This window comes from Ruegeria sp. BHSA163 (genome assembly GCF_059613365.1).
On sequence record NZ_JBXWSJ010000076.1, the window covers coordinates 1 to 15,583 of the forward strand.

At 52.9% G+C, this 15,583-nt stretch carries 15 protein-coding genes and 2 tRNA genes; 12 read left to right on the forward strand and 5 right to left on the reverse strand.

Annotation, left to right across the window (positions count from 1 at the left end):
• A partial coding sequence (mraZ, locus tag AC2FNV_RS21620; protein ID WP_496774476.1) for a division/cell wall cluster transcriptional repressor MraZ occupies positions 1-345 on the reverse strand: 345 nt, incomplete at its 3' end.
• 381 nt (positions 346-726) lie between these two features.
• Positions 727-1,005, reverse strand: coding sequence for a hypothetical protein (locus AC2FNV_RS21625; protein ID WP_170608097.1), 279 nt, complete (start codon positions 1,003-1,005; stop codon positions 727-729).
• A 256-nt stretch (positions 1,006-1,261) separates the two neighbouring features.
• Between AC2FNV_RS21625 and AC2FNV_RS21630 the strand changes: the two genes are divergently transcribed.
• Together AC2FNV_RS21630 and AC2FNV_RS21635 are read left to right on the forward strand one after the other, a co-directional pair.
• Entirely contained in the window at positions 1,262-1,486 is a 225-nt protein-coding gene (locus tag AC2FNV_RS21630; protein WP_170478821.1) for a DUF1127 domain-containing protein, read from the forward strand.
• A 368-nt stretch (positions 1,487-1,854) separates the two neighbouring features.
• A complete protein-coding gene (locus AC2FNV_RS21635; RefSeq protein ID WP_170608099.1) occupies positions 1,855-2,145 on the forward strand; it encodes a DUF1330 domain-containing protein in 291 nt (96 codons plus the stop codon).
• 4 nt (positions 2,146-2,149) lie between these two features.
• On the opposite strand, the gene AC2FNV_RS21640 is transcribed toward AC2FNV_RS21635, so the two are convergent.
• Positions 2,150-4,546 (reverse strand): ATP-dependent helicase, encoded by a 2,397-nt coding sequence (locus tag AC2FNV_RS21640; protein ID WP_496774480.1) that lies wholly within the window; start codon positions 4,544-4,546, stop codon positions 2,150-2,152.
• 181 nt (positions 4,547-4,727) lie between these two features.
• Here AC2FNV_RS21640 and AC2FNV_RS21645 point away from each other — a divergent pair, with 181 nt between their 5' ends.
• The 6 genes from AC2FNV_RS21645 (at position 4,728) to AC2FNV_RS21670 (ending at position 12,152) form a co-directional block, all read left to right on the forward strand.
• The gene (locus AC2FNV_RS21645; RefSeq protein ID WP_170608102.1) at positions 4,728-6,527 is read left to right on the forward strand and encodes a sensor domain-containing diguanylate cyclase; all 1,800 of its coding nucleotides are present in this window, start codon (positions 4,728-4,730) and stop codon (positions 6,525-6,527) included.
• Between the two features lie 274 nt (positions 6,528-6,801).
• Positions 6,802-10,239 carry a pyruvate carboxylase gene (locus AC2FNV_RS21650; RefSeq protein ID WP_496774482.1) on the forward strand — a complete coding sequence of 1,146 codons (3,438 nt, stop codon included), beginning with the start codon at positions 6,802-6,804 and terminating at the stop codon, positions 10,237-10,239.
• Positions 10,240-10,314: 75 nt separating this feature from the next.
• Entirely contained in the window at positions 10,315-10,698 is a 384-nt protein-coding gene (locus tag AC2FNV_RS21655) for an MAPEG family protein (RefSeq protein ID WP_170608106.1), read from the forward strand.
• 324 nt (positions 10,699-11,022) lie between these two features.
• Positions 11,023-11,097, forward strand: a tRNA-Gly gene (locus AC2FNV_RS21660).
• 34 nt (positions 11,098-11,131) lie between these two features.
• Positions 11,132-11,206, forward strand: a tRNA-Gly gene (locus AC2FNV_RS21665).
• A gap of 79 nt (positions 11,207-11,285) precedes the next feature.
• Complete coding sequence (locus tag AC2FNV_RS21670; protein WP_170608108.1) at positions 11,286-12,152, forward strand: GNAT family N-acetyltransferase; 867 nt, start codon at positions 11,286-11,288, stop codon at positions 12,150-12,152.
• Here AC2FNV_RS21670 and AC2FNV_RS21675 read toward each other — a convergent pair.
• Positions 12,149-12,388: an Lrp/AsnC family transcriptional regulator gene (locus AC2FNV_RS21675; RefSeq protein ID WP_170608109.1), complete on the reverse strand. Its 240-nt coding sequence runs from the start codon at positions 12,386-12,388 to the stop codon at positions 12,149-12,151. The two genes, AC2FNV_RS21670 and AC2FNV_RS21675, sit on opposite strands and share 4 nt — an antisense overlap.
• Before the next feature lie 153 nt (positions 12,389-12,541).
• Between AC2FNV_RS21675 and hisB the strand changes: the two genes are divergently transcribed.
• The gene (hisB, locus tag AC2FNV_RS21680) at positions 12,542-13,129 is read left to right on the forward strand and encodes an imidazoleglycerol-phosphate dehydratase HisB (protein ID WP_170608111.1); all 588 of its coding nucleotides are present in this window, start codon (positions 12,542-12,544) and stop codon (positions 13,127-13,129) included.
• Positions 13,130-13,768 (forward strand): imidazole glycerol phosphate synthase subunit HisH, encoded by a 639-nt coding sequence (hisH, locus tag AC2FNV_RS21685; protein ID WP_496774484.1) that lies wholly within the window; start codon positions 13,130-13,132, stop codon positions 13,766-13,768.
• Positions 13,769-13,772: 4 nt separating this feature from the next.
• Here the strand turns inward: hisH and AC2FNV_RS21690 are convergent, their stop codons facing one another.
• A complete protein-coding gene (locus AC2FNV_RS21690; protein ID WP_170478803.1) occupies positions 13,773-14,174 on the reverse strand; it encodes a DUF2147 domain-containing protein in 402 nt (133 codons plus the stop codon).
• A 134-nt stretch (positions 14,175-14,308) separates the two neighbouring features.
• On the opposite strand from AC2FNV_RS21690, the gene hisA reads away from it, so the two are divergent.
• Together hisA and AC2FNV_RS21700 are read left to right on the forward strand one after the other, a co-directional pair.
• Positions 14,309-15,031: a 1-(5-phosphoribosyl)-5-[(5-phosphoribosylamino)methylideneamino]imidazole-4-carboxamide isomerase gene (gene hisA / locus AC2FNV_RS21695; protein ID WP_170608113.1), complete on the forward strand. Its 723-nt coding sequence runs from the start codon at positions 14,309-14,311 to the stop codon at positions 15,029-15,031.
• Between the two features lie 96 nt (positions 15,032-15,127).
• Positions 15,128-15,367, forward strand: coding sequence for a DUF2867 domain-containing protein (locus AC2FNV_RS21700; protein ID WP_496774486.1), 240 nt, complete (start codon positions 15,128-15,130; stop codon positions 15,365-15,367).
• The last annotated feature ends 216 nt before the right edge of the window (positions 15,368-15,583 follow it).

Sequence of the window (15,583 nt, forward strand, 5' to 3'; positions counted from 1 at the left end):
CAGGTCAATTTTGTTGCGCAGCTTCACAGGCAAGACCAACCGTCCGGTTTCGTCCACGTTGGTTGGAAAAGACTGACCATGGAACATGCGCTGCAACATCTTGCGTTGCACTGATCCACGCGGCAAAGCGTCTATCTTGGCATCGACTTCGTCAATTGCCTCCATCGTGTAACATTCGAGATATTTTCGGCGATGATCGCCGTATACAATCACCAGCTCTGGGTTGTCTCCCGGTTGCCAGTTAGGGTCGGACGATTCAAGCACACGGCGAAACGAGGCCGGAATCGATACCCGCCCCTTCGTATCCACCTTGTGGTGGCTTTCACCTCTAAACCTGCGCGCCAAGACGACTGTCCCTTTCGCTTGCGCCCCACCTCGAATTTCACGTCCCCCCTGATGTAAAACGGCGGGTTGATCTGCTGCCACCGATCAACCCGCCGCATTGACCCGCTTTGCGGGATGTCCAGCTGCGCGCGCCACCTGGGGGGATGTCTGCTCGCCCGCGCGCCGGATCTCTTGTGTGATGAAAGCGAGATGCCTGTATGAAACCTACGTTGAATTCTTGGTTTGGGGTCGTTTAGCGCCCCTTACTGCCTCGTCCTCATCGGATGCATAAGGGATGACATGGGAAATCATGGAAATCAACACAAAAATTGCAAGCTGTCGAGTGAATAGCGTGCGGTGTATACCAAAATTCAACAACAACATAACCTACTCACACCACAATTAGACTTTAAATGCACTTAATACGCAATATATGCCAACCTTGATTACTCCCATGATTTCCCAAAAATTTTCTCTTTTTCCCAAAATTTGACCAACTACGCCTCCGAAAGCACTATAAATTCTCTCCGAATCGATAAAGGCTCGGGTCTTTGGAAGGCGACCGCCAACTTGACCCATGATTTCCCAATGATGTGGCTGAAACGGAAGTTGCTCGTTTATTTGATGGAAGGTATTGGCGATACAAAGCTTGCTTCGACCTTTTTCGTGCTCAACTTGCAACCGAATGCGCCTAAATGTCAGGCAACCAAAAATTGACGCATGGCAACCCCAAGATGGACTTGACGGCCATGCGGTGAAAAAACCTATGTTTTAAAGGCAAATTTACGCAACTTCGAAATTTCTGAACCAATCCATGCATTTGCTGCATAGCAGCATTGACTACGGCATCTATTGTGCATTCGCAGCAATCGCCTATCTTCAATCTAAAGCGAGCGCCGGGACACCTCGGTAGCGACTAAAATATCGGATCAAAACCATGGCAGTTGCGAATACACAGACTGAATTCAAAGGGAACCCGGATATCGGGTTTGCCCCATTATACGAAACAGTAAAAATCCGTTTTCGGCGGTATCGCGTGTATCGGCAAACGGTCAATGAATTGTCGGCGCTGTCGAACCGCGAACTGGCCGACTTAGGCCTGAATCGTTCGATGATCCGCCGGGTGGCAATGCAGGCCGCCGAAGAAAACACAGCGCGATAGGCGCACAAGAATACCGAGATCAGGTCCTTCTCCTCCCTTTGGACCTGTATTTCAGCGGCAACGTCTTCCTCCTCCCTGACGTTGCCGCAATTTATACCGGTTTCGTACGCCGGAAATGAATGCATCGGGACTTCCTCCTCCCTGTCTCGATGTTGAAAGCGCGCGGCGACGTTCTTCTCCTCCCTTACGTCGCCGCGTCTTACTCATTCCGGGGTTAAACCCGGGTTTGGATGCATCGGGCGCTTCTCCTCCCTGCCTTGATGTAGAAAAGAACGGCGGTTCCCCTTCTCCTCCCTGGGAACCGCCGTTTTTCTTTTTTTGCGAATGAACGTAAAACTGAGGTGGAACCGGAGCGTCAGGAGTTTCCAATGGCCGCCTATTTTATTGCGCAGATTTCAATCCACGATCCAGATGGGTACCAAAAATATCTTGAGGGCTTTATGCCTATCTTTGACCGGCATGGAGGTCGTTTGCTTACGGTGTCCTCCAGGCCCGTCGAAGTGATTGAGGGCACATGGGTTGAAAATGGAATTGTATTAATGGAATTCCCGACGCTTGACGCCGCAAATGCGTGGAAAAACGATCCGGACTATCTCGAACTAGCGAGAATCCGACACCAGACAGCGACAACAAACATGGTTCTGGTCGAAGGTCTTTAGCGTGTCAGAACGGAACATCGTCCTTGGATGACAGGAAACGGGACACCACTTTCTTAATACCAGCCTTGTCGAAATCGACTTCGACCTTATCGCCTTCTATGCCGATCACCGCGCCATAGCCGAATTTTTGATGAAATACCCGCTCGCTCAGAGTGAAACTGGCCACTGCCGTGGCGTCTATCACTGTGTTGCGACTCTCACGGGGTTGAGAAGTCCCATACTGTCCTTGCCGCGCCTGCATACGCTTCCAACCGGGTGAGTTATATACATTTGCCTCTGCCGCGCGGGTTTCGATACTGGCGGTCGCCTGCCCACCACCATAAAGGCCCGGAGGCGTAAGCACCTCCACGTGATCCGCAGGCAATTCGTCAATGAAACGAGACGGCATAGAATTTTGCCATTGACCAAACACCCTTCGGTTGGCGGCAAAGGAAATCGTGCAGACTTCTTCTGCACGGGTGATTCCGACATAGGCCAGGCGACGCTCTTCTTCGAGACCTTTGACGCCCGTTTCATCCATCGACCGTTGCGATGGGAACAAACCATCCTCCCACCCTGGCAAGAATACGGCAGGAAATTCCAACCCTTTGGCCGCGTGCAACGTCATTATAGACACCTTGGCCCCGTCAGATTCCTGTTCATTGTCCATAACGAGGCTGACATGTTCCAGAAACCCTTGCAGATTTTCGAAGTTGTCCAGTTGGTTGACAAGTTCTTTCAGGTTTTCCAACCGCCCGGGCGCTTCTGGTGTCTTGTCGTTCTGCCAGTGGCCGGTATAGCCAGATTCATCCAGAATGATTTGTGCAAGTTCGATATGAGAATGCTCCGGCTCACCATATCGCACGGGGGAAAAACCGTCATCGATTACCGACTCGTCGTCGATCTCAATCCTTGGGCCCCGAGTCAGGGCATTCCATCGCGCCAGACCGTCGACCAATTGCCGCAAAGCTACAGCGCCTTTACCCTTAATCAGGCCATTCTCAACCGCTATCCGTGCGCCTTCGACCAGTGACACGCCGTTTTCGCGTGCTGACCGCTGTATAGTTTGCTGCGCTTTGTCGCCCAAACCGCGTTTTGGTGTATTCACGATGCGTTCAAAGGCCAGATCATCTTCGGGACTGACGACCAGCCGGAAATACGCCATGGCATCGCGAATCTCCATTCTTTCGTAGAACCGGGGGCCGCCGATCACCTTGTAGGGTAGACCAATTGTAAGAAATCGGTCTTCGAACGCACGCATTTGGTGGCTGGCGCGGACGAGTATGGCGATTTCATCAAGCCCCATAGGGCGAACGCCGCGGGTACCGCCTTGCATCGCATCGATCTCTTCGCCGATCCAACGCGCCTCTTCTTCGCCATCCCAATGGCCGATAAGCCGAACTTTCTCGCCCTCTTCTGCGTCCGTCCACAGTTCTTTACCGAGCCTGTTTTCATTGCCGCGAATTATATTGGACGCGGCCGCCAAAATATGTGGAGTCGACCGGTAATTCTGTTCCAAACGCACCACGTAAGCGCCCGGAAAGTCCTTCTCGAACCGAAGGATGTTTCCCACCTCTGCGCCGCGCCATCCGTAAATTGACTGGTCATCGTCACCCACGCAACAAATATTCTTGTGCCCTCCGGCCAGCAGGCGCAGCCATAGGTACTGGGCGACATTGGTGTCCTGGTACTCATCGACGAGAATGAAGCGAAACCAGCGCTGATATTGCTCCAGTACATCCGAATGAGCTTGAAAGATCGTTACCATATGAAGCAGCAGGTCGCCAAAATCCACCGCGTTCAGCTCTCTCAAGCGGGTCTGGTATTGCGCGTAAAGTTCAATACCTTTGCCATTAAATGCGCCAGCATCCACAGCGGGCACTTTGTCAGGGGTCAGCGCCCGGTTTTTCCAATCGTCGATGATGCCTGACAGCATCCTGGCAGGCCAGCGCTTGTCATCAATATTAGCTGCCTGAACCAACTGCTTTAGCAGGCGCAGTTGATCATCCGTATCCAAAATCGAGAAATTTGACTTTAGGTCCACTAGTTCTGCGTGGTGGCGGAGGAGTTTCACGCAGATGGAATGGAACGTACCAAGCCAAGGCATTCCCTCGGCTGGCCGGCCAAGCATTCGCCCAACCCTATCCTTCATCTCTCGTGCCGCCTTGTTAGTGAAAGTCACTGCCAAGATTTCATTCTCTCGCACCCTGTGCGTTCTTAGCAGATGGGCAATGCGTGCCGTAAGCGCCTTGGTCTTACCAGTTCCTGCACCGGCCAGCATCAGCACAGGACCTTCCAGCCGCTCAACCGCTTCGCGCTGCGCCGGATTGAGGTCGTTAAGATAATCCGCTGACATCGCGGGCATCGCCCTCGCCGAAAGCGACGCGCCCTCAAAGGCGTCTGTTTCGTCAAAACTGCTCATAAGTCCAAACTACGCTTTAAGAGAGACCAGGGGAAGAGTTTGTTCACGGCTTGTTCGCAAGTTTATGCACTCTTTTTCTATGTTCAATTCTAAACAAAGACTTCGTAGCCAATTTGATTCGTTAACTTTCTGTAAAAGTTTGGCCCGGATGCTTGCTCAACTGTTGTGGGAGCACGTGATCATGAAAATATCTGAGCCGGGGAACATGAGTCATCGGCTGAAATGGATCGGTATTTCGGCATTGCTGATAGCTTTGACCATTTCTGCTGGCTGGGGAGTATACAAACTCCCTGCGCCGGTGGTCGACCGTATGTTGCAAACGGACATTCTAAAACAAGCTGAATTGTGGAAACGCAGAGTTTCCTTGCATCTCGACGATCCAGAAAGAGCTTTGCGGACAGGTTATGTCGGCCCACGAGATGCAGAGTTCTTGTCTTCGATGCCGGAGGCTTCGGATGTCTATCGGTTCAAACTTTTAAACACGTCGGGACGCGTTGTTTGGTCCACACGACCGGATGAAATCGGCAACTATGAAGAACGCGCATTCTTTCGCAATGACGTGGCCAGAGGAATGAGTTACTATTTTCAGGAAGCCATTCCCCTTTCAGAAATCGATGGCCTGGACCTGCACTCAGACAACATTCAAAACGCCGTCCATCACCAAGTGGCTGAAATCTTTATGCCGGTCACAAAAAATGGACGTTTTTTGGGTGCAATTCAGTTTTTCACCGACATATCGGACCTTCGTACAACTTTCATTTCTCGACTGAGAATTTCACTAACTATTTTGAGTGGAATTGCCTTGATGGCGCTAGTTTGCGTGACGCTCGTTTCGTACCGGACCAACCGACTTCAAGTGCAGTCCTTGCGCAAACAATCCGCGAAGGAACGCGAACTGATGGATGAGCAATTGCGGCTGGCCCGCGAGGTCAGGCTGCTTGGCGAATTGAACGAATGGCTGCAATCCAGCCGTTCGCTCGAAGAATTATTCGACATGGTTTCGCGCTTCATGACCCACATCCTTCCTGACGCTGAAGGCAGCGTTTACGTCTACTCGAACTCTCGCGATGTTTTGGATGGATGCGCCAGTTGGAACGACGGCACCCACAAGGCGCACATTCACCCCGAAGGTTGTTGGGGTTTGCGCCGCGGTCGCACCTATGAGTTCGGGTCCTCGGAAATTGACTTTGTATGTGAACATGCCGAACCGCACGACGGGCGGCCCTATTTCTGTTTTCCCATCCTCGCGCACGGGGAAACCGTGGGGCTTTTGCATCTGCGCGCGCACGAAGGCGCTGGCGAGGAGTTTCATGCCAGCAAAAAACTGGCCCAGCTGTGCGCGGAACAAATCAGTATGGCCATCGCCAATGTACGGATGCGTGACCAATTGCATGACCAGTCAGTTCGCGACCCCCTGACCGGATTGTTTAACCGTCGTCATATGACTGAAACTTTGCGCAAATCAATCAGTCGAAGCCAGCAGACTGGATCAGCCCTAAGTTTGATTGCCGTAGACGTGGATCATTTCAAAAAGTTCAATGACACGCATGGTCATGATGCGGGTGACATGGTGTTGCGTGCGGTGGGTGCAGCGCTGGAACAGGGCTGTGACCGCGACGAAGTTGCCTGCCGCATCGGGGGCGAAGAATTCATGTTGATCCTGCCGGACAATACGCCTGACGAAGCGGTAATGCGCGCTGAACAGCTGCGACAGGCAGTCGAGGCCGTTACTGTACGCTATGGTGAGAAATCGTTGCCTCGTATCACTATCTCAGTTGGCGTCGCGCACTATCCGGCGCACGGCACCATGCCTCAGGATCTGATGAGGGCCGCTGATGACGCCTTGTACAGCGCCAAGGACAAGGGCCGCAATCAGGTTCAGGTCGCCAGTCACACACCGCTGCCTGCTTTGAGACTAAGTGGCAAAGACGCTGTTGCCACGCACTCTGCCAAAGTTGTTAAGCCTGTTTCAGTGGCTTGAGTTAAGCAACTTCGGTCAAAAATGACTGCATTCGGCCCGACAAACGCCTGGGTGAAAGTCCACCAAATGAGTCGGGTCGAATGATCCCGAAGTCCATAAGCTGCTAACCTGTCTGCCTTGGCGATTGATGCTGCGGTGCAGCGCGTGTAATGTGCTAACGCAAGCATAGGCGTTTGCGAGCGTTAACATGCCGGTTCTACCCAGAACGACTGATATACGAGCGCATATTGTCCGCCTATGAACACGGCCAGACCAATACAGACCGGAACCTGAAATGACCGACTTCAAGAAAATCCTGATCGCCAATCGCGGCGAGATTGCAATTCGCGTTATGCGCGCCGCGAATGAGATGGGCAAACGAACCGTCGCTGTCTTTGCCGAAGAAGACAAGCTGGGCTTGCACCGCTTCAAAGCGGATGAAGCTTACCGCATTGGCGAAGGGCTTGGACCTGTCGCGGCGTATTTGTCGATTGACGAGATCATTCGTGTGGCGAAGGCCTGCGGCGCAGACGCGATCCATCCAGGTTACGGTCTGCTATCCGAGAACCCCGATTTTGTAGACGCCTGCGTACAGAACGGCATTACCTTCATCGGGCCAAGGGCTGAAACGATGCGTGCCCTTGGAGACAAAGCAAGCGCCCGCAAAGTCGCGATCTCTGCCGATGTGCCTGTAATTCCAGCCACCGAAGTGCTGGGCGATGACATGGATGCAATCCGAAAAGAAGCAGCCGAAATTGGTTACCCGCTAATGCTCAAAGCTTCTTGGGGTGGCGGCGGACGCGGGATGCGCCCGATACTATCGGAAGATGAGCTTGAGGAGAAGGTGCTTGAAGGTCGACGCGAGGCAGAAGCGGCCTTTGGCAATGGTGAAGGGTATCTGGAAAAAATGATCACCCGCGCACGTCACGTCGAGGTTCAGATTCTCGGAGACAAGCATGGACAGATCTATCACCTTTTCGAACGTGATTGCTCGGTCCAGCGCCGCAATCAAAAAGTCGTTGAACGCGCCCCTGCCCCGTACCTCAGTGAAGCACAGCGCGCAGAGATCTGCGAACTGGGCCGTCGCATTTGCGCCCACGTGAACTATGAATGCGCTGGCACTGTCGAATTCCTCATGGATATGGAATCCGGCAAGTTCTATTTCATCGAAGTGAACCCCCGTGTGCAGGTTGAACACACCGTCACCGAAGAGGTCACCGGAATTGACATCGTTCAGGCGCAAATACTGATTGCCGAGGGCAAATCCCTGGCAGAAGCAACCGGCAAGGAAAGTCAAAAAGAGATACGCCTGAACGGCCATGCGTTGCAAACGCGCGTCACGACCGAGGACCCGCTGAACAACTTCATCCCAGACTACGGTCGCATCACCGCCTATAGGTCAGCTACAGGCATGGGCATTCGTTTGGACGGCGGCACGGCTTATGCAGGTGGCGTGATCACGCGATACTACGATTCGCTGCTGACAAAGGTGACTGCCTGGGCCCCCACGCCGGAAAAGGCCATTGCCCGGATGGATCGCGCCCTGCGTGAGTTTCGTGTGCGCGGTGTAAGTACAAATATTGCTTTTGTCGAAAACCTACTGAAGCATCCAACCTTTTTGTCGAACAAATACACAACGAAATTTATTGACGAAACGCCGGACCTGTTCCAATTCAAAAAACGTCGTGATCGGGGCACCAAAGTTCTGAACTATATCGCGGACATTACGGTAAACGGTCACCCAGAAACGAAGGATCGTCCGCGTCCACGAGCCGATCTGAAAGAAGCGAAACCTCCTGCTGCTAAGGCCGAGCCTCAGATGGGCACCCGCAACCTGTTGGAACAGAAAGGCCCTCAGGCCGTCGCGGATTGGATGAAAGCCCAACGGCAGCTTCTGATCACTGATACAACTATGCGCGACGGACACCAGTCGTTGCTCGCGACTCGGATGCGCTCGATCGACATGATCAAGGTCGCACCTAGCTACGCAGCGAATTTGCCACAGCTGTTCTCGGTCGAATGTTGGGGTGGCGCGACTTTCGATGTGGCCTACAGGTTCCTACAGGAATGCCCTTGGCAGCGGCTTCGTGACCTGCGTGAGGCAATGCCAAACCTGATGACCCAGATGCTACTGCGCGGCGCTAACGGTGTTGGCTACACGAACTACCCGGACAATGTAGTGCAGGAGTTTGTGCGTCAGGCGTCGCAAAACATCGATGTATTTCGTGTGTTTGACTCGCTGAACTGGGTTGAAAACATGCGTGTGGCGATGGATGCCGTCGTTGAAAATGGAAAAATTTGCGAAGGCACAGTTTGTTACACTGGGGACATACTAGACCCGGGCAGGGCCAAATACGACCTGAAGTATTATGTTGGAATGGCGCAAGCGCTTCGCGACGCCGGTGCGCATGTTTTAGGCTTAAAAGACATGGCTGGCCTTCTGAAACCTGCTGCGGCACGAGTATTGATACGCGCGTTAAAAGAAGAAGTTGGCCTACCAATCCATTTTCATACTCACGATACCGCCGGAATCGCAAGCGCGACCATATTAGCGGCATCCGAAGCCGGCGTAGACGCAGTGGACTGTGCGATGGACAGCTTCTCGGGCAATACGTCTCAGGCGACTTTAGGCACAGTGGTAGAAGCCTTGCGTCATACTGATCGTGACACTGGGTTGGACATCAAAGCCATCCGCGAAATCAGCGACTACTTTGAAGCGGTTCGCGGTCAATATGCAGCCTTTGAATCAGGGCTTCAGGCACCTGCATCAGAGGTCTATCTGCACGAGATGCCAGGCGGTCAGTTCACCAACCTCAAGGCGCAAGCCCGGTCCTTGGGGCTTGAGGAACGTTGGCACGAAGTCGCCAGCATGTATGCCGACGTGAACCGGATGTTCGGCGATATCGTCAAGGTAACACCGTCTTCCAAGGTCGTCGGTGACATGGCGCTGATGATGGTCAGTCAAGGCCTGACACGGGCGCAGGTGGAGGATCCTGAGACGGACGTGGCCTTCCCCGAATCTGTGGTGGACATGATGCGCGGTAATCTGGGCCAGCCTCCCAACGGGTTCCCGGACATAATCGTCAAGAAGGTGCTGAAGGATGAGGCTCCGAATACTGAAAGACCGGGAAAGCATGTCGAAGCCATTGATCTTGAAGCGACGCGGGCTGATCTTTCAAAGCAATTGGAAGGAATGGAGGTCGATGACGAAGACCTGAATGGCTATTTGATGTATCCAAAAGTGTTTTTGGATTACATGGGTCGCCATCGCAGCTATGGCCCAGTTCGCACGCTGCCGACGCGCACGTTCTTTTATGGAATGGAGCCGGGTGAGGAAATCACGGCCGAAATCGACCCGGGCAAAACATTGGAAATCCGCTGTCAGGCAATCGGTGAGACGGATGAAAATGGCGAAGTCCGGGTGTTCTTCGAGCTCAACGGGCAACCCCGCGTCGTTCGGGTACCTAACCGGTTGGTGAAAGCAACTACTGCACAGCGTCCGAAGGCTGAGCTTGGCAATGCCAATCATATTGGCGCTCCGATGCCGGGTGTTGTTGCCACAGTTGCCGTAAATCCAGGACAAGAAGTCAAAGAAGGCGACCTGCTGCTAACCATCGAGGCCATGAAGATGGAGACCGGCATCCACGCGGAACGCGACGCCGTGGTAAAATCAGTTCACGTTCAACCCGGTGGTCAGATTGATGCCAAGGATCTACTGATCGAACTGGATTAATCCGAATTTTATCGTAAGGTTTGTGTGGTCGCGCATTAAATTACGCGACCATTTTTTTGAAACCCTGGAGCTGCCATGCTTGCCATTACACCGATTTACGCCGCATTGATTGCCATTCTTTTCGTTTGGCTTAGCGCTAACGTCATCCGTCAACGCCGACGAGGGCGGGTTTCAGTCGGTGATGGGGGCGACAAGGCAGTGCTCAAGGCGATGCGAACGCATTCAAATTGCGCTGAATACGCCCCATATGCACTTCTGCTCGTTGCTATGGTCGAACTGCAAGGCGGCGGCGGTTTGTTGGTCAATCTGCTGGGGCTGACCTTGCTGGCAGGACGCGTGTTGCACGCGTACGGCTTTGGAAAGACTCCGCAGATTGTTGTGTTTCGACAAATCGGAATGCTGCTTACATTTGCCGCCATTTTGATTTCAGCCGTAGCAAACATTATCCTGGCGCTGTGATCAGAATTGGCGGGGCGACGGATTCCGTTATAGCGGCACTATGGCTATGGTTTCGATTGGTCAAAGTCGAGGATTTGTCCAAGCTCAGAACGCCTTCCCCGTCAAAACAGTTGATCGTCGTTGCCAGAAAAAGAAGCACTGCCAGCACCATGATCTTTGCATTCTCGAACTGCACCATAGATTGACCCACCCGCTATAATCTACGCAGATTTTCAATTTGAACGCATGAAAACGCGGTTTCCGTCGCAAAGATTTTTTCGCTTTCTGCGTTTTTCCCCTTGCAGCTTTGCGTCAGAATTAATACTTCACGGCTCACTCAACGGCGCGGGCGTAGCTCAGGGGTAGAGCATAACCTTGCCAAGGTTAGGGTCGGGCGTTCGAATCGCCTCGCCCGCTCCATTGAGAGACCGACAGGTCATCGACAGTATCTGACGCGGGCGTAGCTCAGGGGTAGAGCATAACCTTGCCAAGGTTAGGGTCGGGCGTTCGAATCGCCTCGCCCGCTCCAGATACAAATTCTGAACACTGGTTCTTGCGCCCGCTATGCGCCATTCTGGTTTCAGATTAAGTTGTGTCGGAATTGTCTAATGTCGGATTACATCATTCGCCCACTTAAACTCACCGAAGTTCAGCACGCAGTTGATTGGGCTGGACGAGAGGGATGGAACCCAGGCAAACATGACGCCGAATGCTTCCACCCGACAGACCCCGATGGGTTTCTTGGGGGTTTTCTCGACGGCGAGATGATTTCTTCTGTGTCCGCCGTGAATTACGATGACAAATTTGCATTCTTGGGTTTCTACATCGTCCGCCCAGAGTTTCGCCACCACGGCCACGGCCTTGAGATTGCGCAGCATGCTCTAGCCCATTGCAAGGGGCGAAACATGGGATTGGATGGCGTGGTTGAACAGCAGGAAAACTACCGCAAATCAGGATTCCGCTTTGCCTATAACAACTACCGTTTCGCGGGTACGAAACGTGAGATTCTGGACAAGCTTGGGCAAGCGTCGTCCCCCCAGCTGGCAGAGCTGACTAGTGCGACGGATGAACTATTTAGTTATGACCGGGCGCTCTTTCCAGCCTCGCGAGAGTTGTTTTTGCGGGACTGGTTGAATGCAGCCAGTCATGTTTCTCGTAGCTATACGGAAAACGGTGTTCTGAAAGGGTACGTAACTTTACGGCCTTGCCAGACGGGGTACAAAATAGGCCCCTTGTTCGCCGACAATACCGAGATTGCGCAGCTACTTCTTGCGTCGGTTATAACGGATATTCCTGATGACCCTCGGGAACACGAAATTTTCATCGATATGCCGCAACCTAACGCTGCAGCCCTTGCTTTGGCATCAGAACTAGGCCTGGAAAAAGTGTTCGAAACCGCAAGAATGTATTCCGATCACGAACCTGATATCGAACTGGAACGTGTCTACGGCGTCACCACGTTCGAATTGGGTTAGAACGCCTTGAACGTCATTGTGGTCAGTGACCGTTCGATATTCGGAATTACCAACAGGTTTTCGTCGATAAAATGGCCAACATCCTCATTCTCGGGAATGTAAAGTTTCAACAGCAAATCATATTCACCGCTTGTCGAGTACAGTTCCGAGTGAATTTCCCGAAGCGCGATTTCTTCTGCGACTTTGTAGGTAGTGCCGGGTTTACAGCGGATTTGGATGAAAACGCACGTGGACATGATTTGGCCCTGATGATTGTTGTTAAGTCAGGCTGACACGGTGGGCTTACATAGGCAATCCCCTGCAACAGTTTGCAGTGATTGGTGCAGCTGGTCTTTGAAACCCTGGCCAACCCTGTCTATAAGCGCGTCTGTAGTAAAAGGAACTCGCCCATGCGCAGCGCAAAAATAAGCCGCAGTACAGCCGAGACGGATATCTCTGTCGAAATCAACCTCGACGGAACCGGCGATTATGAAAACCAAACCGGTGTTGGTTTTTTCGACCATATGCTGGACCAATTGGCGCGCCATTCGTTGATCGATATGACGGTAAAAGCCAAGGGTGATTATCACATCGACGACCATCACACGGTCGAAGATACAGGAATCGCCTTGGGTCTGGCGTTGACGCAGGCGTTGGGCGATAAGAAGGGGATACGCCGTTACGGAGCGTGCCACTTACCGATGGATGACGCCCAAGTACGATGCGCGTTGGATCTATCAGGCCGGCCTTTCCTGATCTGGAACATCGATTTGCCCACCCCCAAGATCGGATCGTTTGATACTGAATTGGTGCGCGAATTCTTTCAGGCATTCAGCACCCACGGCGGCATTACCCTGCACATTGACCAGTTGCACGGATTTAATAGTCACCACATCGCCGAGGCAGCGTTTAAGGCTGTTGCGCGCGCGTTACGAGAAGCGGTTGAAACAGACCCGCGCAAGGCCGATGAGATTCCGTCGACCAAGGGCGCACTTTGAATGCTGACAGCTATAATTGACTACGAAAGCGGCAACCTTCACTCCGCCGAAAAGGCATTCCAGCGTATGGCCCAAGAGGTAAACGCTGGTGAAGTGGTCGTGACTTCGGACGCAGACGTCGTTGCACGAGCAGACCGTTTGGTTTTGCCCGGAGACGGGGCTTTTCCAGCTTGCGCAGCCGAGCTAAGGGGGCACAAAGGCATCTATGATGCGATGGTCGAGGCCGTAGAACAAAAAGGTAGACCATTTCTGGGTATATGCGTCGGCATGCAATTGATGGCGACAACTGGTCATGAATACAGTGAAACGGATGGTCTGGGCTGGATCGCAGGCGATGTCGTACGAATCGAACCCTCGGATCCGGCGTTGAAAGTTCCTCATATGGGCTGGAACGATCTGACACTGGAAAGCGGGCACCCAGTATTTGCGGGGGTAACCTCAGGCGATCACGTCTATTTTGTGCATTCCTATCATTTCCGCGTTACCAATCCGGCGCAGCGTTTGGCATACGTCGATTATGGCCAGCAGGTCACGGCTGTTGTCGGCCGACACACTATGATTGGCATGCAGTTCCACCCTGAAAAAAGTCAGGACATAGGTTTACGAATGATTGGCAACTTTCTGACTTGGGCTCCGTGAAAAGCTATTGAACCCGTGTCCAGTCCTGCCCGCGGCAGACAAGGCCTCCGGCAACGCATCCCTTTACGGTCAGCTTGTTTTGTCCATCCAGCGACATTTTCGAATTATATGTCTTGTCTCGATCCGGCGCCCATATCTTGCCGCCATTGTAACTGCCGTCTCCCTCAGGGATCATATCCCAAATGATCTGTTTACCCAGATTTTCATAATCGAGTTGCTCGTTGCCATCTGCATCGAATGCCGTGTCGATCGTGCCGCAAATAGCGCTGCCGCATTCGGCGATGGATACGTGCAAATACCCTCCGGTGTCACCCGGAGCGGTTTTCCACAATCCATCAACCGGGTCAGCCGCGAATGCACCAGTGGCCAATACGGCAAAAGCCGCCGCAAGCTTGAACGTCTTCATGATATTCTCCCTGTTTTGTGGCCACTCTGGCCTGCTGAAACCCCATGAGCAAGATTGACTTAGCGTCGCGTTGCATCCCCTGCCCAGCATGTGCGATATCCCACGCGAACAAGTTCAATATAGGGCTGCCTACCATGATCCTCTACCCCGCTATCGACCTAAAAGACGGTAACGCCGTTCGACTGCTGCGCGGTGAAATGGACAAGGCCACCGTGTTTAACGAAGATCCGGTAGAACAGGCCAGTGCATTCGTCGATGCGGGTTGTGAATGGCTGCATCTGGTTGACCTGAACGGCGCCTTTGCGGGCGAACCGGTAAACGCCGCCCCGGTCGAAGAAATCCTGAAGAATTGCGGGGTTCCAGCTCAGTTAGGGGGTGGAATCAGGGACATGACCACGATCGAAACCTGGATAGACAAAGGTTTGGCCCGGGTCATTCTGGGAACGGCGGCGGTCGAGAACCCCGAACTGGTGCACGAAGCCGCAGCGGCGTTTCCGGGCAAAGTCGCTGTCGGCATCGACGCTCGCAACGGGTTTGTCGCCACCAAGGGCTGGGCCGAGGAAACCAACGTAAAGGTTACGGACTTGGCCCGTAGCTTTGAAGACGCAGGTGTGGCGGCGATAATATACACAGACATCAACCGAGACGGTGCGATGCAGGGCCCGAATATCGAAGCCACAGCTCAACTTGCAAACTCAGTGGAAATTCCCGTTATCGCGTCCGGAGGCGTTTCTTCGATTTCTGACCTCATCGCGCTGCGGGATTGCGGCGCAGGTCTGAATGGTGCCATTTCCGGCCGTGCGCTCTATGATGGAGCAATTGATTTGAAAGATGCCCTGAAAACGCTCAAAGAATAGTTCCCTGTTCGACGAAAACGTCAAACGGTCACCGTTACCTTCACAAAGTATGCTTCACGAACGATTTAAGTCTGGAAATGTCTGGACTTCTTTTGTGTGGCATCCGAACTGCCAACTCGTAGGGCCGCAGGAAAAACCACCGCTTTTCCAGCATGGGTGACAGCGCTGGTACGCTTGCGGAGCGTTCTGGTAGACCCTTTCGGCATCAGCAGAACTGGGTCGGAAGCCCGAGACAAGCTGGGAAATTTTACAGTGGAACGTGCTTATGAAACCGAGGTGACCGCAGGATTTGACGACCGCCATTTGGATTTTCGGGTTTCCGTTTGTTTCACATAATGGCCGCGTCTCTTTGTCCACTTGGGTTCACCGACATAACTTTGGCAGACAATTTTACTTGGCAGCGATCATGTCTTTTCACATCATAATCGCCCGAAACGCTCTCGCGCACGTAAGCAAAGTCAGCATTTAGGTGGCGATAACCTATCCAGCGGCAGCAGAAGTTAGCTTAGCTAACGCACCACGCATTTTGTCTATAATCGGTGATTTCTCTAC